General features: G+C 37.3%; 20 protein-coding genes and 1 tRNA gene. 7 read left to right on the top strand and 14 right to left on the bottom strand.

The genetic code is table 11. The features are described 5' to 3' along the window. Positions 1 to 2 precede the first annotated feature (2 nt). The 5 genes from EHR01_RS04005 to EHR01_RS03985 are packed head-to-tail and all read left to right on the top strand — an operon-like array spanning position 3 to position 6059. Positions 3 to 1343 carry a B12-binding domain-containing radical SAM protein gene (locus tag EHR01_RS04005; RefSeq protein WP_135693314.1) on the top strand — a complete coding sequence of 447 codons (1341 nt, stop codon included), beginning with the start codon at positions 3 to 5 and terminating at the stop codon, positions 1341 to 1343. Further along, the gene (locus EHR01_RS04000; protein ID WP_244309968.1) at positions 1340 to 2722 is read left to right on the top strand and encodes a B12-binding domain-containing radical SAM protein; all 1383 of its coding nucleotides are present in this window, start codon (positions 1340 to 1342) and stop codon (positions 2720 to 2722) included. The genes EHR01_RS04005 and EHR01_RS04000 overlap by 4 nt, the downstream gene beginning before the upstream one ends. Continuing rightward, the gene (locus EHR01_RS03995; protein ID WP_135693312.1) at positions 2700 to 3776 is read left to right on the top strand and encodes a hypothetical protein; all 1077 of its coding nucleotides are present in this window, start codon (positions 2700 to 2702) and stop codon (positions 3774 to 3776) included. Before EHR01_RS04000 ends, EHR01_RS03995 begins: the two co-directional genes overlap by 23 nt. Next, positions 3755 to 4486 (top strand): hypothetical protein, encoded by a 732-nt coding sequence (locus tag EHR01_RS03990; RefSeq protein WP_135693310.1) that lies wholly within the window; start codon positions 3755 to 3757, stop codon positions 4484 to 4486. Before EHR01_RS03995 ends, EHR01_RS03990 begins: the two co-directional genes overlap by 22 nt. After that, the gene (locus tag EHR01_RS03985; RefSeq protein WP_135693308.1) at positions 4473 to 6059 is read left to right on the top strand and encodes a GH3 family acyl-acid amido synthetase; all 1587 of its coding nucleotides are present in this window, start codon (positions 4473 to 4475) and stop codon (positions 6057 to 6059) included. Before EHR01_RS03990 ends, EHR01_RS03985 begins: the two co-directional genes overlap by 14 nt. 213 nt (positions 6060 to 6272) lie before the next feature. On the opposite strand, the gene EHR01_RS03980 is transcribed toward EHR01_RS03985, so the two are convergent. From EHR01_RS03980 to EHR01_RS03970, 3 genes are read right to left on the bottom strand one after another with little or no spacing between them, the layout of a single operon-like run. Beyond that, complete coding sequence (locus EHR01_RS03980) at positions 6273 to 6863, bottom strand: SRPBCC family protein (protein WP_135693305.1); 591 nt, start codon at positions 6861 to 6863, stop codon at positions 6273 to 6275. 12 nt (positions 6864 to 6875) lie between these two features. Next, on the bottom strand, positions 6876 to 7358 hold the full coding sequence (locus EHR01_RS03975; RefSeq protein WP_135693304.1) for an SRPBCC family protein: 483 nt from the start codon (positions 7356 to 7358) through the stop codon (positions 6876 to 6878). Beyond that, a complete protein-coding gene (locus EHR01_RS03970; RefSeq protein WP_135693302.1) occupies positions 7345 to 7674 on the bottom strand; it encodes an ArsR/SmtB family transcription factor in 330 nt (109 codons plus the stop codon). Before EHR01_RS03970 ends, EHR01_RS03975 begins: the two co-directional genes overlap by 14 nt. A gap of 372 nt (positions 7675 to 8046) precedes the next feature. Here EHR01_RS03970 and EHR01_RS03965 point away from each other — a divergent pair, with 372 nt between their 5' ends. Then, the gene (locus EHR01_RS03965) at positions 8047 to 9513 is read left to right on the top strand and encodes a flavin-containing monooxygenase (RefSeq protein ID WP_135693300.1); all 1467 of its coding nucleotides are present in this window, start codon (positions 8047 to 8049) and stop codon (positions 9511 to 9513) included. 72 nt (positions 9514 to 9585) lie between these two features. Here the strand turns inward: EHR01_RS03965 and EHR01_RS03960 are convergent, their stop codons facing one another. The 3 genes from EHR01_RS03960 to EHR01_RS03950 all read right to left on the bottom strand — a co-directional run bounded on the left by EHR01_RS03960 (position 9586) and on the right by EHR01_RS03950 (position 11223). Further along, entirely contained in the window at positions 9586 to 10086 is a 501-nt protein-coding gene (locus EHR01_RS03960; protein ID WP_135693299.1) for a hypothetical protein, read from the bottom strand. Between the two features lie 307 nt (positions 10087 to 10393). Then, a complete protein-coding gene (locus EHR01_RS03955) occupies positions 10394 to 11128 on the bottom strand; it encodes a L,D-transpeptidase family protein (protein ID WP_135693298.1) in 735 nt (244 codons plus the stop codon). A gap of 19 nt (positions 11129 to 11147) precedes the next feature. Then, positions 11148 to 11223 (bottom strand) — tRNA-Asn (locus tag EHR01_RS03950). Between the two features lie 220 nt (positions 11224 to 11443). Here EHR01_RS03950 and EHR01_RS03945 point away from each other — a divergent pair. After that, on the top strand, positions 11444 to 15061 hold the full coding sequence (locus EHR01_RS03945; RefSeq protein WP_135693296.1) for a vitamin B12-dependent ribonucleotide reductase: 3618 nt from the start codon (positions 11444 to 11446) through the stop codon (positions 15059 to 15061). A gap of 329 nt (positions 15062 to 15390) precedes the next feature. Here the strand turns inward: EHR01_RS03945 and gspN are convergent, their stop codons facing one another. From gspN to EHR01_RS03905, 8 genes are all read right to left on the bottom strand, one after another. Next, positions 15391 to 16353 carry a type II secretion system protein GspN gene (gene gspN / locus EHR01_RS03940; RefSeq protein ID WP_135693294.1) on the bottom strand — a complete coding sequence of 321 codons (963 nt, stop codon included), beginning with the start codon at positions 16351 to 16353 and terminating at the stop codon, positions 15391 to 15393. A gap of 1 nt (position 16354) precedes the next feature. After that, a complete protein-coding gene (locus EHR01_RS03935; protein ID WP_135693292.1) occupies positions 16355 to 16879 on the bottom strand; it encodes a hypothetical protein in 525 nt (174 codons plus the stop codon). Continuing rightward, positions 16879 to 18501, bottom strand: a complete 1623-nt coding sequence (pilM, locus tag EHR01_RS03930) for a cell division protein FtsA (protein WP_135693290.1) — start codon at positions 18499 to 18501, stop codon at positions 16879 to 16881. The genes EHR01_RS03935 and pilM overlap by 1 nt, the downstream gene beginning before the upstream one ends. Positions 18502 to 18503: 2 nt before the next feature. Continuing rightward, the gene (locus EHR01_RS03925) at positions 18504 to 19604 is read right to left on the bottom strand and encodes a type II secretion system minor pseudopilin (protein WP_004788923.1); all 1101 of its coding nucleotides are present in this window, start codon (positions 19602 to 19604) and stop codon (positions 18504 to 18506) included. Beyond that, positions 19567 to 20208: a type II secretion system protein GspJ gene (locus EHR01_RS03920; RefSeq protein ID WP_135693287.1), complete on the bottom strand. Its 642-nt coding sequence runs from the start codon at positions 20206 to 20208 to the stop codon at positions 19567 to 19569. The genes EHR01_RS03925 and EHR01_RS03920 overlap by 38 nt, the downstream gene beginning before the upstream one ends. After that, entirely contained in the window at positions 20208 to 20735 is a 528-nt protein-coding gene (locus EHR01_RS03915) for a prepilin-type cleavage/methylation domain-containing protein (protein WP_135693285.1), read from the bottom strand. Before EHR01_RS03915 ends, EHR01_RS03920 begins: the two co-directional genes overlap by 1 nt. Beyond that, positions 20713 to 21231 (bottom strand): type II secretion system protein, encoded by a 519-nt coding sequence (locus EHR01_RS03910; RefSeq protein WP_167482932.1) that lies wholly within the window; start codon positions 21229 to 21231, stop codon positions 20713 to 20715. The genes EHR01_RS03915 and EHR01_RS03910 overlap by 23 nt, the downstream gene beginning before the upstream one ends. Before the next feature lie 88 nt (positions 21232 to 21319). After that, entirely contained in the window at positions 21320 to 21781 is a 462-nt protein-coding gene (locus tag EHR01_RS03905; protein ID WP_135693283.1) for a type II secretion system protein GspG, read from the bottom strand.

Genomic DNA, 21781 nt, shown 5'->3' with positions numbered 1-21781 from the left:
CTGTGTCCCAAACTTTAAAAATCGCCCTAATTTCACCGAAGGGTCCTCTCTACCGGCATAAAACCGGTATTTTTCGCAAAGACCTACGTGCGGCACCGCTTACCTTAACTACGCTAGCAGCTTTGGTTCCTAAGTCTATGGGAGCCGAGGTAAAAATATATGATGAGGGGATTGAAGACCTTCCTTTAAATATCGAAGCAGATTTGGTGGGTATGACTGTTATTACGGGAAGTGCACCTAGAAGTTATGAATTAGCCGCTAAATTTAGACAAGAAGGAAAAACAGTCATTTTAGGCGGGCCCCATGTCACGTTACTTCCTGAGGAAGCCAAAAGACATGCTGATTCGATTGTAACGGGTTATGCAGAAGAATCATGGCCAGAACTTTTGAGAGATTTTCAAAACTTAAAATTAAAAAAACATTACACAATGTCTCATTCCTTCTCTTTAGAAAAAAAAGAAAACCTACCTTTTCCAAGAAGAGATCTATTAGATCAAAAAAGTTATAAAACACTAAATACATTCGAAGCCACTAGAGGCTGCATTCACAGTTGTGAGTTTTGCGTAGTGCCTGTTGCATGGGGAAGAAAACCATACCAGAAACCCATTGAACATATAATAGAAGATATCAAACAAAGGAAAACAAAACAGGTATTATTCTATGATTTAAATTTAATTGCAGATAAAGATTATGCAAAAGAATTATTCAGAGCGTTAATCCCTTTAAAAATTTATTGGGTTGGATTATCAACAACTCTCATCGGTAGAGATGAAGAATTGTTTGATCTTTTGATTAGAAGTGGATGTAAGGGACTTCTCATTGGTTTTGAAAGTATTTCGAAAGCTACGTTAAAAACCACCAAAAAAACTTTTAACAATCCTGATGGTTATTCAGATCTGATTCGCAAGTTAAGGAATGCAGGGATCATTATCAATGGAACTTTTGTATTTGGAAATGACGATGATAGTATTGAAACTTTTAACGCAGTCCGAGATTTTGTCATCGAAAATCAAATTGGATTACCTAGATTCTCAATTTTAACTCCCTTTCCTGGCACCGCTTTATTCAACCGCTTAGAAAACGATAACCGTATTTTAAGTAAAGACTGGAGTAGGTATGATGGCCAACATGTAGTGTTTCAACCAAAAAAAATGAGTCCTGAAGAATTACAGTTAGGTCATGAAAGAGTTTGGAAGGAAGTTTATTCTTTTAAAGGAATTGGAAAAAGAGTTTTAGGAAATTTTACTAGTATTTTTCCCATTGTCCTTGCAGCTAATACAGCTTACAGATATTATGCGCACAACCTCTCCCGTTTTTATACTTGTCGTGGAGGGTTAGTTTGAGATTAACCATCATACATCCTTGTATTGGGCGAATTCCGGGGAAAAAATACATCAAAGGCTGGCAGATGGAGTCATTACCTGCCGCCCATTTGGCAGGTTTAACTCCCAAACACATAGATATCAAATTTTATGATGATCGAATGGAAAAAATACCCTTCGATGAACCAACTGATCTAGTCGCAATTAGCATTGAAACATACACGGCAAAACGAGCCTACCAAATCGCGACAGAATACAGAAGAAGAAATATCCCTGTGGTTATGGGTGGTTTTCATGCAACCTTAGTTCCAGAGGAAGTGTCAGAATATGCGGAAGCTGTAGTAGTTGGTGAAGCCGAAGCTATATGGAAAAACTTAATTTCTGATTTTGAATCTGGCCAACTCAAACGATTCTACAAATCAGAAAAACGTCCCGATATAACAAAAATAATACCCGACCGGTCAATCTTAAAAGGAAAACGATATTTGCCTATAGGTTTAGTGGAAGCTGCGCGAGGTTGCACGTTTAAATGCGACTTTTGCGTGATTCAAACCTATTTTGATTCTACACAAAATAGAAAAGAAATAGAAACCATTTTAGATGAAATCAAAAGTATTTCCGATAAACGTAAGTTAATTTTTTTCGTAGACGATAATATTGTCTCTCATCCCAAACAAGCTAAGGAATTTTACAGAGCCCTCATACCATTAAAAATTCGATGGGTTAGTCAAGCCGCCATTACAATGACACATGATGATGAAATGCTCCAACTTCTTAAAGAGAGCGGTTGCCAAGGTGTTCTAATCGGTTTTGAATCTTTAAACAAAGATAATCTATTAAAAATGAACAAATCATTTAACGTAACTAAAGGAGGGATCGAAGCAGCTGTTTCTAAAATGAATGCATTCGGAATTAGACTTTATGCTACTTTTATTTTTGGTTATGAAAACGATACAATGGATTCTTTCCAAGAAGCAGTGTCATTTTGTATAAAACATAAAATTTTTATGGCGGCATTCAATCATTTGACTCCATTTCCTGGTACTCCTTTATACAAAAGACTGGAAGAAGAGGGTAAACTCATTTATCCCAAATGGTGGTTAGCAGACGAATACAAATACGGACAAGTTCCCTTTCGTACGGAACTAAATCCGGAAACCATCCAATTAGAATGTGTAAAAGCCAGAAAATCTTTTTATTCCTACACATCAATTTGGAAACGGATGTTTTCTAAAACCAATTCTGGTAGTTTTTTTATGTTACAAGCTTATTTATTTATCAACTTACTATTGAGAAAAGAAGCCGCACTCAGAGACTTATATCCACTCGGCGACCTCACCTTTAAGGGTGAGCTCTTAAAAGTAAAGGATACCGCACTTGCATTCAGTAAAAATTCATAGTGCAAATAAAAAAGAAGATGAAGAACTTGTCAGTTTCAGTTCACAATTTCCATCAGAAGGAGGATTCAAACTCGCCTTAGATCGTTCACCATCCTACTTCGAATCTTTATTAAAGGAAGGATTCAATCCCGACATCATAATTGGTAGAGATTCTCACTCAGGTAAAATCGTAGGTATTGGACATCGAACGGAATTGAATTATATATTAAATGGAACCAAACAACGGTTGGGTATTTTAAGTGGTCTTAGACTTTTAAAAGAATTCCGATCGGGAATTGCACTCGCAAAAGGTTATAAAAAACTAAAAGAACTCCATAATCAAAAAACTTGTCGAGGTTACCTCACAACCATTCAATCAGAAAACAAAAATGCACTAAAAATCCTTACCTCAGCGCGTGCAGGACTACCCAATTACCACTTTATCGACCACTTAACCACATTTATATGGAATCCAACTGTTTCAAAAGAAATGAAAAATTTGCAAATTCAAATATTTTCAAATTCAATAGTTGAAACTTATCTAAACCAGTCCCACAGGAATCATAGCTTTCTCTCTCTTGTGGTTCCAAATTTTATTGAAAAACAGTTAAACGTTCGGAAGTTTTCCATATACACAAACCATGAATTGATAGCCGTTTTTTCCCTTTGGGATCAATCAGCTTGGAAACGTTGGAAAATTTTGAAATACAATGATTACTGGAAAGTTCTACGTTTTTTTTATAATTGTTGGGCTAAAATTAGGAGATTACCTTCGCTACCAGAAGTGAGAGCTGAACTATCATACGTATTTTTAACCCAACTGAAAATAAAACAAAGCCAAACAAAATACTTAAATTCAATTCTAAATAAGATATTGGAAAAAACGAAAGAAGAATTTCCAAACACATACCTATGTTATACGCTTGCAAAAAACGATCCTTGGTATGACACTACAAACCAAATACCTGCATGGAAAATACAAAGCCACGGGTATCTAGTGAATTGGGAGGCAAAGTCACCAATTTCAAATTCTCTACAGAAAGGATTTAGCGAATGGGAAGCAGGTCTTCTTTAAATTTAAATTGTGAAATTGTAGAACCAACAGATCTTTCAGAATCTCAAATCAACCAAATGTATGATTTAATGGTTAAAAATTATACGGGCATGAATTTATTTTACTTCCAAGCCGATTTAAAAGAAAAAACAAAAATATTGCTATTTTACAATGACCAATCTATCGAAGGATTTACTAGCCTAAAGATCAATACAATGGAGTTAGATAACCAAACAATACAAATTGCTTATTCTGGCGATACAGTACTTGCCAAAGAATTCCGAGGAAGTTTAGCGATTCCCATATACTGGGGCAAGTTTATGTTAAAAGTTTCTGAAGGGAAGTATCCATTGTATTGGTTATTAACTTCAAAAGGTTTTCGCACATACCGATACCTTTCCGTTTTTTTTAAAGATTTTTTCCCTAAACCGGAGGGAAGCTACGAAGACCTAAAACTCTTAAGAAATTTAATTTCTATCCAAAACTTCGGAGACGATTTTGATCCAACGAAAGGGATTTTAAAAAGAAAAACAAATATCCAAACCATAATAGAAATTGAATCGGACAAGAAAGCCATAGAAAACTCAAAAGATCCCTATATCAAATTCTTTGCATCAGCAAATCCCAACTATGTTTTAGGTGAAGAACTTGTTTGTATTGCGAAATTCTCTAAAGACAATATTCTTCCATTCATTTATAGATACTTAACTTCAAACAATGAACACCCGTAATATTATTTCGAATATTTGGAAACTAAGTTGTTTCGCTCCTTACCAATATTTTCTCAAAAACCAAAACAATCTTTCAAATGTACAAAAAGAAAATTTGAAAAAAATTTTAAACTTAGCAGAAAATACAAAATTTGGGAAAAAACACTCTATTCGCTCCCATTGGGAGATTGAAGAATTTCAAAAAAGAATTCCAATTTCCGAATACAATGATTATGAAGAATTTTTAGACTCTATTTTAGAGGGAGAGCCAGATGTATTAACTCAGTCAAAAATAAAAAGAATGGGTTTAAGTAGCGGCAGTTCGGGAAAAAACAAATTCATTCCTTTTACTGAAAAATTGTCAAAGGAATATTCAAATGCAATTAGTATTTGGATTTATGGATTATTTCAAAAATTTCCGGAAACCAAAAATGGCCAATTTTATTTTTCGGTTTCTCCATCTGGTTTTCCAGAAAGGAAAGATAAAAAAATAACTGTCGGCTTTGATAAGGATGGAGATTATTTAAAACCCTTAGAACGTCTTTTTGCAAAATCATTACTCATTGTTCCGGAATGGTTGAGCCAGATTCCTGATACAAACTACGTTATGTATGTAACCTGTTTAAGATTATTAGCGGCAAAAAATATTTCTTTTATTTCTATTTGGCACCCCAGTTTTTTCATCTCCATACTCGAAAGAATAAAGAAAGATAAAAATAAATTGATAGAAGACTTGGAGAAAGGAACCATATCTGAGCCACTGAAAACAAATTGGGAAAAAAGAATTTCTTCCTTAACAATCAAGGATCCAAAACGAGGAAACGAACTAAAAAAATTCCTCTTATCTGATCCTCCTTGGGAGAATATTTGGCCGAGTCTAAAGAGAATTAGTTTATGGACCGATTCATTTGCCGAGTCATCATCCTTACAATTGAAAAAAATTCTTCCTCACATTAGTTATGAATCTAAATCTGTATTTGCTACGGAAGGAGCTATCACTGTTCCATTTTACACCGACTCTCAAACCCCTAAAAATTTATTAGCATATACTTCGCATTTTTTTGAATTTATGGATTCTAAAGGAAGCATTCATTTACCAGAGGAACTTCAGGTGGGAATGGAATACGAAGTGGTGATGACTACGGGAGGTGGTTTCTACCGTTATCGTTTAGGTGATCGATTTCAAGTCATATCTCATATGGGTCAAGTTCCGGAATTACGTTTCCTTGGAAGAAAAGATGATATCTCCGATTTAGTTGGAGAAAAATTAAATGAACATTTCCTCCAAAACGAAATGAAAAAAATATTTTCTGACTTTAGTTTTTTAGAAGGTCATTGTTTTTTGCGGGGGAACCTTACGGAAAAAGTAGCTTTTTATGAGCTGGTGACACTCATACCAATAAACACTTCTGACATCGATATTTTAACCCCATTACTAGAATCTATTCTCAACAAAAATCCTCACTACGCATATGCACGTCGTCTTGGACAATTAAACCCAGTGAAAATCACCGAAGATCTAAACACTCAAAGTAAGATAGGAAGAGTTTCAACGAACAAACAAAAATTTCTAAGAACCCCAAAACGTATTTAAACAATGCCATCCTCATTACCGTCTGGATCAGGATTTCTATGATCCTTTTTGTAAAGTATGTATAGAAACAAAACTGTAAAGGATGTACGAGTACACTCAAAAACCCATCACCCCTAATGCGACATAATACTAATTATGGGAAGTTGAATATCGAATCCGTTACATAAAACCTAGTTTGCCTTTACCATCCCAGGGGCTCTCAAACAATCGAATTTATTTCCCTTCTAATAAGATAGAATCTAGTTTGTCGAAGGAATCAGACCAACCAATTTGCATTACTGGTTTCAAACTTTGAAAGGTTTGTCTTTCTGCATCGGTAGCATTTCCGAAAATTTCCCATCGAACAGAAACTTTCGTACTATTGGATCCATCAGGAGAAAAATGAACGGTAGTTAGGAGTTTGTCAGGATAGGCTTGAGAAAAGGGTGCTTTGACTAAATTTCCTGATATGTCCGAAAAATTTTGGGTATATACAATTAGATCACTGGAATTGATGATTTTATAATGTAGGGTACCGAACTTCGTTTTTCCATCGGCAGTAGTCATAGACCAAAGAGAAGTTCTACCTTCTTTTACATCGGCCTTAATAAAATACATGGAAGCACCTTTAGGCCCCAACCATTTCGTAAATCGATCCGGATTCACCCAGGCTTCAAAAACCAATTTCGAACTTGCTTTAAAGGTTCGATTGATAACAAAAACATTTTGATCTATCGAATCATCGGAAACCTTTAGGGAATGGCATCCATTGAAAACTAAAATAAAGAGATTAAGAATCAACATAGTTGAAAGATTTATTTTCATGGAACAGTCCCCCTACTTTATTTTATCCAAATAATTTGCCAAGTTGCCCACATGTTGTTTCCCACCTTCGATAGCACCGTATTTTTGATTCACTCGTTCGAGTTCTTCTTTACTTGAAAAAATTTGTTCCATAAGAAGATTCGTTCCATTTCCACTAGTTTCTAAAATAATCTTTGATTGGAAGTTTACATCTTCGTCTCCCTCTCCATCACCAATATGTTTATAAGATATGAGATTCGGTTTTTTGATTTCAATAAACTGGATTTTGTTTTTATAATCATGACCATCTGGGCCATGCATAATAAACTCCCAAATCCCACCATTGGAAAAATCTAAACTTTTGATTGTTAACGTAAATCCATCGGGACCCCACCATTCTGTTAGGTGTTCGGGGCTCGACCAAACTTCAAAAAGAAGATCCACTGGAACATCGAAATATTTTTTATACGTAACTTTGTTTTCTTCAACGACTGTTTCTAAATTATTTTTTATCATTTGATCTCTCCATTTTTAATTTCATGACATAACGATCCAATTTATCCAAACGTTTCACCCAGAGGTTCTTTATTTCGATCATCCAATCTTCCATTTCCTTCATTCCTTGTTGGTTCAGGCTATAAATACGTTTCTGTGCTTCTTTTTTCACATGTAGGATTTTTGCTTCTTTGAGTAATTTTAGATGTTGTGAGACAGCAGGAGGACTCATTTGAAAATTTTGACTAATTTCTGTGGAAGTGAGCTCTCCATTTTTAGCTACGAGTCGCACAATATCCCTTCTTGTCTCATCTGCCAACACTGCAAAAGCATTCATAATGTATTAATTAAGCAATCACTTAATTAAGTCAATACTTAATTAAAATAATACGAAGCCACTTCTATTTTTAAATTGAATCCTTCCGTGTAGTTTTGTGCTTTTGTCGTTTGCTCTAAAAATCGATAGGATCCATTAGGTTAACAGATGCTAACTGAGATACTCCTGAACTAATCCCATCTGTGTTCATATGCAAATTTCTAGAATCAGTATGATTCCAATTACAAATTTACTTTTACCTTTTTTATCACATTTATGTTTTTTTTATTGCAAACGTTCAATAATCCTATGTCATACTCTTTCAGTTGTAAACTACAGAACCATGTTCTCGTAACAGACCAAAGATCGGAAAATACCAAATGAGGAACTTAAATGACAACATCACTTCTTAGAAATCCATCAGTCGTGGTGATCGGTGCAGGAATGACAGGCATCCTACTTGCGATTGAACTAGAAAAAGCAGGGATCACAGACGTTACCATCTTAGAGAAAAAAAACGATCTGGGAGGAACTTGGAGAGAAAACACCTATCCCGGTGTTGCTTGCGACATTCCTGCTCATATGTATACTTACAGTTTTGAACCGAATCCGGAATGGAGCCATCGTTTTGCCCATGGAGACGAAATCCAAGCTTACTTCAAACGAGTCAGTGAAAAATACAAAGTCACACCCAAAATCCATTTCAATGAAGCCGTTTCAGAGGCATCGTATAACAATGGAAAATGGACAACAAAAACAAATAAAGGAAAAACATACGTATCCGATTTTCTGATTTCTGCAACGGGGATTTTACACCACCCTGCTCGTCCGAACATTCCTGGACTTGATTCCTTCCAAGGAAAATGTTTTCATACAGCTGAATGGGATCATTCGGTTGACTTAAATGGAAAACGAATTGGAATCATAGGAACAGGTTCCACGGCAGCACAAGTAATTCCAGAAATGGTCAAAGTGGGGAAAAAAGTTTCCGTTTTCCAAAGAACTCCTCAATGGATCGTTAAGGTTCCAGATGCCAATTATTCTGAAAAGGATAAAGAACGTTGGAGAAATGACCGTAACATCCTCAAACGTTTTCATAAATGGTATACATTTGCTGTAGAACAAACGTTTTCAAAAGCCGTTATTGGGAAAAAACTCCCTCATATGCTTATGAGTTTTCTTTGTAAAAGAAATCTAAAAAAATCTGTCAAAGATCCAGTATTACGGACAAAACTAACACCTAACTACCGCGTAGGTTGCAAACGTGTGATTGTAAATTCTACCTTCTATGATGCGATTCAAAAACCAAATGCGGATTTGGTGACAGAAGGGATTGAAAAAATCACTGAAAAAGGAGTGGTGACTAAAGATGGAAAACTCCATGAACTGGATGTTTTGATTTTAGCAACAGGATTTCACCCATTCAACTTCATGCGTCCAATGAACCTAACAGGAAAAGATGGAATCTCGATTGAAACCGTTTGGAAAAAGAAAGTCCAAGCCTATCGCTCTCTCTTTATTCCCCACTTTCCCAATTTTGTATTGATGCTCGGACCGAATACTCCCATTGGAAATTTCTCTGTCATTGCGATGAGTGAAGTGCAAACTAAATATATAATGAAGATCATCCAAGATTGGAGAAAAAAGAAATTTGATTCCATTGAAACGACAGAAGATGCTTTAAAACAATTTGCGGCTTACCTCAAAGCTGGAATGAAAAATACTGTTTGGCTCGGTGGTTGTCAAAGTTGGTATTTGGATCCAGATGGTGACCCTGCGATGTGGCCTTATACCTGGAGTCGTTGGGAAAAGGAAATGAAAACGCCTGAGTACAAAGACTTTGTTTTGCAGTCCTTTTAACTTTTTTTAAAATCCTAAACAACATTTTTACCGGTATTGCAAATCAATACCGTTTTTTTTTGTTTTTCTACTTTAGTTTAAATTTTTAAAATGACTTTTCCAAATTGTACCTTCAAAACTTTCCGAAAGAACTGGTTTAAATGAATCAATTTCTTCTGGAGAATTTTTAATTTTCGTAATCGTTTCAATTCGAACCTGTTTAGTATGTCCGCCGAAGGCAGCCGTCAATAAAACACCTGCTCTATTGTTTTCTACACCTGGTGCGATTTTTTTTGATAGTTCTAACTGGTTTCCTTGTAAATTCAGACCATCTTTTGCAAACATACAGTATATAGTTCCTAGAATATTCATTTCATTCTCTTTGACTCGAAAGGTCGATTTTGTAATTGATTCATCATCTAAAATTACGAACAAGTCTGCAGAATGGTTGGACTGTTGATCCAATCGATAAAAGCCAGCTATAACATAATCACCAGGTTCTAAATTTAAAAAAGTTACCTGATCACGACTTTCAAATGTGGATTCGACTATAGGCAATTCCGCATAGTTTTTTTTATCTTTTGATAATTTCATCAAAAATACTTTCGATGCTAATCTATCAGGCACCAAAGGAAAATATATGGGGAAACCAATTTTTAAGGTAACAGCACCTGATTTATTATTAATATTGTTAGTAGTGGGCTTCTTGACTGGAGTTACACATCCAATGAATGTGATCAAAGAGCATATCAAGAGAATGGATTTGAATGATTGTTTCATGGCTAAATAAAACACGAGTTATGTGTCATTCGTCAAGTGTTAAAACAGAAATTTCCTTTGTTTTATTGAAAATAAATATCTGAACTTAAATTAGTTTTTAATTTTAGAACTGAAAATTCTCTTATGTTTCAACAATTACTAGAAAAGGGAACTTGTTTCCATCCAATTGATTGACCAATTCCTCTAACCATTTCAATTCGACGCCCACACAACCAGATGTGGGTTTGTTATCATTCCAAGGATGTAAAAAAATCATACTGCCAAAACCGGGTACTGCCGGTTTTGTATTGTGTTCAATCACAACAAATAATTCGTAAATTTCAGAATCCCATAAAGATACGGCACCTTTTTCTCTGTGTTTTATGAGTTGGTTGTAATTTTTGGAACTGGGAGAATCACTCCAATGAGAATTCTTTCGAATTTCATTGTATTCTAAATTACGAATTTGTCTTTTTTGTTTGCCAACGATCCTTTGGATCGGAAAAATCCCCAAAGGAGTGTGTCCGTCCCCTTCTCTTTTTTTTTCTCCTGAAATAAGCCCACTTCGCCCAAGACGAACCGGTATTTTTTCAAGGACTGATACCCATTCTCCCTCATTGAGTGTATAAAAATTTAAAAATCCGGTGGTCTCACCCGGTTTTGCAGTGATGAAAAGGATCTGTTCTGAGTCCAGGAGAGGAGAATCTGGTGGAGAATTTCCTTCGCCAGAAAGCGGGCAGAGAGAAAAAAAATAGAGAAAACTAAAAAGAACAGTGATACAATTGATTTTCTGGCATTGAAATTGCTTTGATTTTAGGGAGAAACCTAGAAAATGGAGCCAGGATGCAAGGGATTTCGGAGAGTCGATGGATTTCAAAACTCTAGAATGACTCGATTGGCTCCCCCTGCTGGGCTCGAACCAGCGACCCAATGATTAACAGTCATTTGCTCTACCGACTGAGCTAAAGGGGAATCTCGAATCTGTGACCATGCTACGTAAGAAGGTCGCTAGGTCAACGAAAAAAAAGATTCAGAGCCTACAGAAATTTTGCAAAAATTCTAAAAAATCAGGGAACCTAAGCTTAAAAAATGGATGTTTCCAACTAAAGATACCTTCATTGTGACATAATCCTCTCCGCTCCTGGTAGGGGAAAAAATAGAAATTGTATATGTTGTTGTAGATGGGGTCTGCATGAAAATTGAGAGGCATTTTACCAAAGGGAATAAGGGTCTTTACCCGAATTTAACTTGGGTCCGTAAGGATTCTAAAATTACGAATACTGACGGGTCAGTTGTATTTGAGGCCAACGGAGTGGAAGTTCCGGATTTTTGGTCGCAGGTAGCAACAGATATCCTCGCGCAGAAATACTTTCGAAGAAAAGGTGTTCCCAAATATTTAAAGAAAGTAGCAGAAAAAGGAATTCCTGAATGGTTACAACGTTCGGTTCCGGACGATGAAAAACTTTCCGCTCTCAACCCAGAAGATAGATTTGTAGGCGAATCTGATTCCAAACAAGTTTTCCACCGCCTTGCGGGATGTTGGACGTATTGGGGTTATAAATACGGTTATTTTACAGATGAAGATAGCGCTCGTGTCTTCTATGAAGAAGTTATTTTTATGCTCGCAAGCCAAATGGCTGCACCCAATTCCCCACAGTGGTTCAATACAGGACTCCACTGGGCTTATGGAATTGATGGAAAATCGCAAGGCCACTACTATGTGGATCCAAAATCGGGAAAACTAGTAAGGTCGGCCTCTTCTTACGAACACCCACAACCCCACGCTTGTTTCATCCAATCAGTGGATGATGATTTAGTGAATGAAGGCGGAATTATGGACCTTTGGGTTCGTGAAGCTCGTCTTTTCAAATACGGATCAGGAACAGGAACTAACTTTTCTAACTTACGTGCTGCCAATGAATCTCTCTCTGGTGGTGGAAAAAGTTCTGGGCTCATGTCTTTCCTTAAAATTGGGGACAGAGCTGCGGGAGCCATCAAATCAGGTGGAACCACTCGTCGTGCAGCGAAGATGGTTTGCCTTGATATGGACCATCCGGACATCGAAGAGTTCATCGATTGGAAAGTGCAAGAAGAGAAAAAAGTGGCATCCCTTGTTACGGGGTCCATTCTCAACAACCGCCTCCTCAATGATATTATGAGTGCTTGTTCTTCCGCCAAACAGACACTTGGTGAAGAAGCGGTTTACGATCCAGCTGCCAATTTAGATCTCAAAAAAGCGATCCAAAAAGCAAGGAAAGCATTTGTTCCAGACAACTACATCAAACGAGTGATTGACCTTTCCAAACAAGGTTACAAAGACTTACTCTTTGAAGAATTAACCACTGATTGGCAATCCGAAGCTTATAATACTGTTTCTGGACAAAACTCCAATAACTCCGTGCGAATCACAAATGAGTTTATGGAAGCAGTGGAAAAAGACCTTCCTTTCCACCTTTATAACAGAACGGAAAAAGAAAAAGCAAAGGCAGCAAATAGAGAAGCAAAACCTTCTAAAACTTTACGTGCGCGGGATCTTTGGGAAAGAATTGCCAATGCTGCTTGGAACTCTGCAGACCCAGGAACGCAGTATCATAGCACGATCAACGAATGGCATACTTGTCCAGAAGATGGAGCGATCAATGCATCGAACCCATGTTCTGAGTATATGTTCCTCGACAATACTGCATGTAACTTGGCTTCCGCAAACCTTGTTAAATTCTTAAAAGAAGATGGAAGTTTTGATGTAGCGGGATACCGTTACTTAAACAAAATTTGGACCATCATCTTAGAAGTATCTGTACTTATGGCGCAGTTCCCTTCCAAAGAAATTGCAGAACTCTCTTACAAGTTTAGAACTTTAGGACTGGGATATGCAAACCTTGGTTCCCTTCTCATGATCATGGGAATTCCTTATGATTCACAAGAAGCGATGGCTGTGACTGGTGCGATTTCTTCCATCATGCATATGACTTCTTATGCAACCTCAGCAGAGATGGCAAAAGAACTTGGACCGTTTGCTGGATACGAAAAAAACAAGGATCATATGCTCCGTGTCATTCGTAACCACAGACGTGCTGCTTACAATGCACCAAAAGAAGAATACGAAGGCCTAACCATCACTCCAGTGGGAATCAATCCATCGTTCCTTCCTTCCTACTTACTGGAAGCAGCAAAAGAAGATTCAGACAGAGCGTTAGAACTTGGTGAATTGTATGGATACCGTAACGCACAAGTTACTGTCATTGCACCTACAGGAACCATTGGTCTAGTGATGGACTGTGACACTACAGGAATCGAACCAGACTTTGCTCTCGTGAAATACAAAAAATTAGCTGGTGGTGGATACTTCAAAATCATCAACCAATCAGTGCCAGTGGCTCTTAAAAAACTTGGGTACAGCCAAGCAGAACAAGATGCCATTGTGAACTACTGTAAAGGTCATGCAACTTTCAACGGTGCCCCTGGTGTGAACACAGCTCGTTTGAAAGAAAAAGGTTTTACAGAAGATGTATTGGAAAAACTCGAAAAACAACTTCCATTTGTTTTTGATATCCAATTCGCATTCAACAAGTTTACGTTAGGCGAAGATTTCCTATCCAAAACATTAGGATTTGAGCCGGCAGTTTATAACTCTATGAGTTTTAACCTTTTAGAGACACTTGGATTTTCTGCAGATGAAATCACTCAAGCCAATGATTATGTTTGCGGAACGATGACTATCGAAAACGCACCTTTTATCAAAGAGAAAGACCTAGCTGTTTTTGATTGTGCAAACAAATGTGGAAAATACGGAAAACGTTTCTTATCTTATCAATCACATATCCGAATTATGGCTGCGGCACAACCATTCATTTCGGGTGCGATTTCCAAAACGATCAACCTTCCCGAGGAGGCAACCATAGAGGATGTTAAAAATGCATACCTCATGTCTTGGAAAGTAATGATCAAAGCAAACGCACTTTACCGTGATGGATCCAAACTTTCACAACCACTTAACTCCGTATTCCAGTTGTTAAGTGCTGTGGGTGAGGAAGAGGAAGAACTTCAAACTTCTTCTGCTCCCAAAACGGTAACAGAAGTTGCGGAAAAACTTGTTTATAAATACATTGCGGAAAGAAGAAAACTTCCACACCGTCGTGCAGGTTATACACAAAAAGCTATGGTTGGTGGTCACAAAGTATATCTCCGCACAGGAGAATACGAAGATGGCCAACTGGGTGAAATCTTTATCGATATGCATAAAGAAGGAGCGGCTTTCCGTTCTCTTACAAATGCGTTTGCGATCGCAGTTTCTCTTGGTTTACAACATGGAGTTCCACTAGAAGAATTTGTAGAAGCTTTTACATTCTTCAAGTTTGAGCCAAACGGTATGGTTTCTGGCAACCCTCACATTAAGATGTCAACTTCTGTGATCGATTACATCTTTAGAGAACTTGCCATTACCTACCTAGGAAGATACGACTTGGCACAAGTATCTCCCGAGGACCTAAGAACAGATGAAGTAGGAAGAAAAGCAGATCCAACAAAGGATCTAGTGGGAAAGCAAGAAAGTAGCGGACTCCGTGTTCCGCTACAAGTTTCTCCCATTTCCATGAAGTCTGTTTTGGAAGAAAAACCGGAACCGGTAGCCGTGGCAGGTGGAACACCAACAGCAGCACAATCGGCAGCAGCAACTTTGAAAATCATTGGAGAAGCGAGAACCAAAGGCTATACAGGAGATTCCTGCACAGAATGTGGTTCCTTCCAAATGGTTCGTAACGGAGCTTGCCTGAAGTGTATCTCTTGCGGATCCACGACTGGCTGTTCGTAAAATCTAAACTCCAATCAAGATCTTACACTCTGGTCGTTTCGATCAGAGTTTAGGGTGGATACAAAAAGAGATCTTTGGGACAAAAACCCTTAGGTCTCTTTTTTTATTCTTTTGCCTCTCTACTAAATTTAAGATCTGAATGAATCATCACCATCTAGCCCACAAGCACCGTATGTATTTTTTGCGAGACGGCGACCAATCAATGTAGATTCGATTATGAAAATAGAATCTTTGTATGAAAGGAAATGAAGAAAGTAATCCCTTAAGAGAACAGGATGCCATTCTTTCAAGAGATCCTATCACTAGGAAGTTATGCTAAGATAGAGGACTTAAGGGACTGGGGCCGGTTCGATGGAAGTCTCTTCTGTTTTGGGCGCACCACCACCTAATTGATTTAAGTTGGGGAGGTCTACTTTTGGAGAAGAAAAAGTTCCACGAATTGGGATACAAGTTTTTCCCCCTTCTTGCGGAAGTAAGGCAACCATTCCCACCAAATCTTGGCGTTCCTGGGCAAATTTTTCGGTTAAAGTAAAACAAACTTTTAAATCTAACTGGGAAAAGGATAAGGTATCAGAGAGGCGAACCACTCCCTGGAATTGAAATTTCGCAAGGGAAGATTCCAAAATCCCGCGTTCCAAAAGTAACTTCCCCGAACGAATTTTAAATACAATATTCGCCTTACGGATGTCAGTTCCTTTTAAACTACCTAAAAAAGGAATTTCGGCAGATTCTTTGATTTTTCCACCTGAAAGGTCAATCTCGCCTTCTCCATTCCATTTTGTAATTTTGTCGTCGATAGGAGAAAGGCGAAGGGGTATGTCCAAAGTTTGGATGCTCATGGCCCATTCACTCCCTTCAAAACTAAAATAACCGATATTGGCATCACCTTCTAATCTTGATTGCAAAAGTCCAAAAAGAGAAACACCTAAACTGATTTCTTCTGCCTTAATCGCTGTACCAGTTGGAAAACTTGCAACAAAACTATCAAAAGATTTTCTTCCAATCATAGGAAAGTGAATTTCTTTGGCATCCATAAAGATACCGGTTTCTTTTCCTGTTTTGATTAACACAGAACGAACAATTTCGTTTAACGGAAAAATAAATAAAGTGAATACCAAGAAGGAAACAACGGCAATCGTAACTAAAGTTAAAATTTGTTTGCGGTTGACTTTGGAATGTTCTTCATCCCCGTCTTCGTCAAACAAATCACCGTCATCTTCCAAAAGACTCTCTTGGATTTCTTGGCCTTCACTGTCTAGGAAATCTTCTTCCAACTCATTTTCTTTTGGCATCTTATTTCCCTTTGGACAAACGACTATAGGATGAAACTTTTAAGTTCACATCATAAATTTCTTTTTCAGCAAACGGTTTTCGAAAACTAAGCAAATCTACCTTTGCTTGGATTTGTTTGTTCTTTTCTATATCATAAACAAGTTTTATAATGTCTTGCAAAAGCACGGAACGAAAGGATACGTCGATCGTAATTTTATTATAATCTTTTTGGATGACATTACTTGTGTCCTTCATGGTTTGGACTTTGTCTTTGAGATTATAACGAACCAGTATTTGGTCCAATTTCGAATACATGATGCTTACATCTTCTTCACTTCCACCGGATTGCAAACCGCGTAAATAATTGTATTCCCGAATCACTCGGTCGAGTTCTGTTGCCTGTGATCTTGTTTCAAAAATTTCTTCCGTTAAGCTATTTCTTAAGTCAGAAAATAGTGTGATGATTGTATAAATCCCAAGTAAAGCCACAAAACTAATGAGCCCTGTGACTAAAACACGTTCTCTATCATTTAGACGATCAAACATTAAGGTTCATCCTTCGGAGTCACAACATCCATTTTAATTTTAAAACTGACTTTGAATTTGTTAACACCAGTGATGAGTCGTTTGTTTTGGATTTGAATATTCGTAAATTTTTCAGATTTTTCTAAAGCTGATTGAATTGTCCCTATTTCTCCAAATTCATTGACCCTGCCATAAATTTGAATTTCCTTTTCTTCGAAATTAAACTGGTCCAAAATAAATGGTAAAACATCTGGAGATGGAAATTGTTCCGTGGCTTCATTCAAAACATCCAAAACACTTTCTTGAGAAAGGAAGAGGCGATAAATTTCCGTTTTTTTACGTTCTGCTTTTAATTTTTTACTGGCTGCGTCAAGTGGATCTTCATCTTCTCCCAGCTCTCCACCGATACCATTCTTATATTTTTCCAGTAACACCTGCTTGTTGGCAGAAATCTTTCTTTTATCTAATATAATTCCGATAATGAAAACACCAAATAAAAGAACAAGAGATATACTAACTAAAATTAAATGAGGTTTAAAGGCAGATAATTTAAACCGATTTGTATGAATTCGTTTTGCAAATCCGGTTTCTAAAAAATTCACCCGGTTTCTGGATTCAAAATGTGTGCCTGTAGCGACAGCCGTCACAAAACTTGGATCTTCAATTCCTAAGAATTCATACCTACCGGTTTTAATTCCTAATTTTTCTTCTAAATAAGAAGTAAGGCCAGGGTATAAACTAGCCCCACCTGATAAAAGAATGAGACTTGGTCGTTCTGTTTCGGGAAGTGAAAAAATACTATTTTCAACTTCGTGAATCAATTGGTCAATTTTTGCTAAAATAAATTTTCGAAGAGATTTCCATTGAACAGAAGTCATATGGAACTTTGAAAGAAAACTTGATTCCTCTGATTTTTCAACGGTTTCAAAAAGAAAACCAACAGGGAGTGATTCTTTAAGAACACGAGCATCTTCCAGTTCGATCTTTAACAAATTTGATATCTCTAAACTCACATCCTCTCCACCAATATAAATTTGGCGAGTATGTCGAAGTTTTCCTTCAAAGACCACATTGAGAATGCTATACCTTCCACCCAAATCAAGTTGTAGGATGGTTTGTTCTGCAAGTAACAAGGGATAGTTTTTCGTAACAAGAGAAGACAAAGCAAAGGAATCAAGAGACAAACAAGATAAAGAAAGATCTCCCTTTGCAAAAGGTTTTAGAGCACGAAGTAATTCCGAGTGATGTACATTAAAGGAAATGACTTCCGAGTTTTCTTTATTTCCTCTCCAAGTTTTACCAATAACTTCCAATTCTTCCATGGGATAAGGAACCAGGTTTTCCACTTCAAATGGCAAAACTTCTTGGATGGCTTTTTCTGAAACCAAAGGAACAGTCAGGTCGCGTACAAAAAGATTATGGATACCCAAATTGAGGAGAAAACGATTCTCTTCGGGAAAAAAACTTTGAATGAAACGAATGATATTGTACTCGAAGGGATCCCCTTCTGATTCATCAAGTTCCACAACAGGAAGGCTTTCTGTGCGAAGGATCACAACTTTTCCAAGAACCTTTTTAAAAAGAACTCCTTTGAGAAACGTGGAACCATAATCGATTGCTAGGTATTGGTCAAATGATAACATAATTAATCTTCAGTATAGTATAACATTTGGTTGTTGGTAAGGTCAAAAAGACCAGATACTTTCCGAACCACTTTATCCTTGATAATCCCAACCCCTGTAATTTTATAAACTTCGCCTTTGGTTTTGATACGTCCACCAGAGACATCTGTTCCCTCACCCGCCAGTTCCTTATACAGAGTGAGGTCCCCTGTCGTTTTCACTTGGAATTCTGGTTCGGTCTCCAGATCTTTCAATTCTTTAATATAGCCTCCTTTCTGCAACTTGAGTTTCAAAATTTTCATGGCTGCCTGTTTGGTCATAAAGTCGGAAAGAGAAATCAGGACAAAATAGGGGGCTGTATTGATATTGATCCGATCATCGTAAGAATCGCCCGCGGGTAAATAGGCAGTGATATTGTTGGAGAGCACATAATCCTTATCGGAACGAAGGGCTCTTTCCTCTTCTGTCATAAAGTCCTTTGAGTTATTTTTGTCATAGTCCTTGGGTTTCAAACTTTCATATACAACAGATCGATCAAATCCTTTCACACTTAAAAGCTCTGAAAGCGAATAGAGGGGTGCATTTTTGATTTTTCGAGGTGGCGAAAGCCGATTGTAATAGTACTGTTCTGCCCCTCCTCCCGTTTCCTGGTGGTTTTCATCAATCCAATCCAAAATAGGAAAAATCATCTCTCGTTTTAATCCAAACTGATAAAAGAGGCGAGTGACCATTTCAATGGTTCTTTGGTTGGGTTGGTCATCATAAATTTTTACAAGAGAGTTGATATTGATTTTTCCATCTTCTGGACTCATGGTGTAATAGATAACACCTCCACCCAGTGGAATGGGAGGCGGGTCCATCGCAAGACCAGATTGGTATAAAACTTCTTCTGGAATTTTTTTAAGTGCTCCCACTGCCCCCATAAAACCTGCCTTGGCAAGCATATGAGCTCTAAATCCATCAGCTTGAGAACGAGCAACTCGGTATTCCGTTGCAGCATCTTCAAAAAATTTTGAGGCTGTGAATAGAGAAGCCGTACCTATGGCCATCACCAGGAGATAGACCATAAATCCTTTTTTGGCTTTTTTATTTGTAGAGGATAACCGGATGCGCCAGCGATTCATATTTAACAAAGGCATTCCCCACAAGTGATATAATTTCAAACCGAATGAGTCTTGGAATTTTTTTAGTAGTACGGGAATTCCAATCATCAACCCATTTGTCTCCGCGTTCGGAAAATTTCATTTGAAAACTTTTTACATTTTCTAATAATACATGTTCGACTCCACCTTGGGTAGGAAAGGTATCAATCATTTCATCTTCCCGACGGATTAGATAAGACAATCCATCCATTTTGGGATTGGGCATCTTTCGCAAATAAAAAGAAACTTCTCTGACGGAAGCCTGTCCTTCTTCTTCTGAATTGGGATTAGAAGTGGCAAATACAATCCGGTCATTTCTTGTACCTGTCACTCCATCTTGTTTGCCCACAAATAAAATTCTCTTTTGATTATCGATAAAATAAGTTCGAGAAAGTGTTCCCCGTATATTTTCCATTGCATAAAGGATGTCTTTACGATTAGCTCCTTTGTTCGAAGCTCCTTTTTTTGAAATCTTATTCGCTGTATAAAATACAGAAAATATTCCAGTAAAAATTACCGCCATAATCATCACAACAATGGAAATTTCCACCAATGTGAATCCACGTTTATGACGACAAATAAACATTAGTATTTTGTACTCCTGAATGTTTCTACACTATATGTTTCTTTTTTGTTTCCATCCATATAAAAAATGGAAACCTTTACTCGAAATACTTTTAAAACACCACCTGTTTCAAAACTTTTTTTCTGACCTCTTTTTTTCATAAGGTCACTAAGCCCAACATCCTTATCACCTAACATATCTTTGGGTGCTTTATTCCGCAGAGCTTCCGCATTCGGGCCACCTGCAAGTTTGAGTAGATCCATTTCTTCTTCTTTGATTTCTGTTTCGAAAGTGTATCCAGGGAAGGCATCGATGGAACCACGAGAAGTATCTGTTTGCATGGTAGTAGAGGAATCTACCTGAGCCATTTTAATCTTTGCTAAATGTACTGCGTTGGCAAGTAGAACAGCTTTTTTCTGATAAGAGATTCCTTCGGCAATCAGAGAATATGTATACGTCATCACCATTGCTGCCATTGCCATTGCAATTGTGACTTCAAAAAGAGTAAAAGCAGGACGGAGAAAACTATTTAGGTTGGGTTTTCGCATTGGAGTCTATCTGTTCATCTCTTTCATCAAGCCCATAAGAAATTTTCTGGATCTGATTTGTTTCTGGTTCTGGAAAAAATTCTGTTTTATGGATTTTGATTTTTCCACCATATCGGTAGATTTGAATGGTTCGTTTAATTTCCGTATCGGAACCAACATATAAAAACAAATCAGTAGTGGTTCCTTGAGGAGTAAATACAATTCGAATTTTTCCTTCTGATTTAGGCTTACCACCTAAGTCACGTACGCTGACAATTTTTGAATAAAATGGTAAAGTAACCTTCTTTAAAATGGCTTCTTCTTCCAGACCTCCTTCCTCTCTTTTCAAAAGAAAAAACTGGTATTCTCTTTTTTCAAAGTCGTATTGGAATAAAACTGATTGGTTTGTGAGCTGGGCTTTGTTGTAACCGAATTTAAAAGATTCTTGCAGTTTCACTGCAAGATCTTCAGTAGAAGGGATGATTAGGTTGCGAAGAGTTCCTCCGACAATCACCATAATCAGACCAAGAATGGAAATTACAACGGCAATCTCAATCAGAGTGAGACCACCTCGTAATTTCCTTTTGGTTTTCAAAACCGAAATTTTATCGGAAAGCGGCTGGGTAATCATCCGGTGAAAGGATATTAAAATCTTTATTTTTTCCTTCTCCACCTTCTTTTTTATCTTCACCCAAAGTGAGAATTTGAGGAATAGCTCCTTCAAATTTCAAAACATAAGGTGTTTTCCAAGGATCTTTTAAAACTGCTTTTTCACGAACGATTGGTTCGTAATCATCACCGATTTTATCATCATCTGGTTTTTCAATTAAAGCTTGTAACCCTTGTTCTTCGGAAGGGTATTTGTCATACACTTCTAAATAACGTTCCAGTGCCGTTTTCAAAACTGCGCTATCATTTTTAAGCTTCAATTTTTTTTCGCCTTCACCCCGGTTTCCGATACTGGAGTAAAGAATAGCCATAAGAGATCCTAAAATGAGCATTACCACGGTAATCTCAATTAGAGTTAGTCCCTCACGTATCTTTCTGTGTTTCCCTTTAGTTTTCAT

The organism is Leptospira mtsangambouensis (assembly GCF_004770475.1).
Taxonomy (GTDB): domain Bacteria; phylum Spirochaetota; class Leptospiria; order Leptospirales; family Leptospiraceae; genus Leptospira_A; species Leptospira_A mtsangambouensis.
This window is presented reverse-complemented; position numbering and strand designations above follow the sequence as displayed.